Raw genomic sequence first — 1,007 nt, forward strand, 5'->3', positions numbered from 1 at the left:
CCAGGAAGACTTCATCGAGACCAACATCGTCGGTACTTTCCGCTTGCTGGAAGCCGTGCGCGCTTACTGGAAGGGTCTGGCGGCCGATGCGCAGCAATCGTTTCGCTTCCTGCACGTGTCTACCGACGAAGTCTATGGCTCGCTGGCCAAAGATGAAGCCGCATTCAGCGAAAGTCATCAGTACGAACCGAACAGCCCTTACTCGGCCAGCAAGGCCGCCAGTGATCACCTGGTTCGCGCGTATCATCACACTTATGGTCTGCCAGTACTGACGACCAACTGCTCGAACAACTACGGTCCGTATCACTTCCCGGAAAAACTCATTCCGCTGATGATCGTCAACGCACTGGCCGGCAAGGCACTGCCTGTCTACGGTGATGGTCAGCAGATTCGTGACTGGCTGTATGTCAAAGACCACTGCAGCGCCATTCGTCGCGTGCTGGAAGCCGGCACCGTGGGAGAGGTCTACAACGTGGGCGGCTGGAACGAAAAACCAAATCTGGACATCGTGCACACGGTCTGCGCCTTGCTCGACGAGATGCGTCCACGCGGCGACGGCCAGCCTTACAACGCTCAAATCACCTACGTGACCGATCGTCCCGGGCATGACCGCCGTTATGCCATCGACGCTCGCAAGCTCGAGCGCGAACTGGGCTGGAAACCGGCAGAGACCTTCGAAACCGGTATCCGCAAAACCGTGCAGTGGTACCTGGATAACCAGGACTGGGTCAGCAATATCCAGTCGGGTGCTTACCTTCAGTGGGTAGAGAAAAACTACGCCGGGCGTACTGCATGAAAATTCTATTGCTCGGTAAAAACGGTCAGGTCGGGTGGGAACTGCAACGCAGCCTTGCCCCGCTGGGCGAGTTGCTCGCACTGGACTCTCGCAGCCCGGATTACTGTGGCGATTTGAATGACCTTGCGGGGCTCGCTGCCACCGTACAGCGCTTTGCGCCTGACGTTATTGTCAATGCCGCGGCGTACACCGCTGTCGACAAGGCTGAAAG

At 57.8% G+C, this 1,007-nt stretch carries 2 protein-coding genes; both read left to right on the plus strand.

The window, feature by feature from the left end; all coding sequences use genetic code 11:
- On the plus strand, window positions 1-796 hold a 796-nt coding region (rfbB, locus tag ACXRVY_RS31395), incomplete at its 5' end, for a dTDP-glucose 4,6-dehydratase (RefSeq protein ID WP_458239264.1).
- Window positions 793-1,007, plus strand: a 215-nt coding sequence (locus ACXRVY_RS31400; protein ID WP_458239265.1) for a sugar nucleotide-binding protein, incomplete at its 3' end; no start/stop codon positions are given. The genes rfbB and ACXRVY_RS31400, both read left to right, overlap by 4 nt.

The organism is Pseudomonas sp. P5_A2_2, from assembly GCF_054177685.1.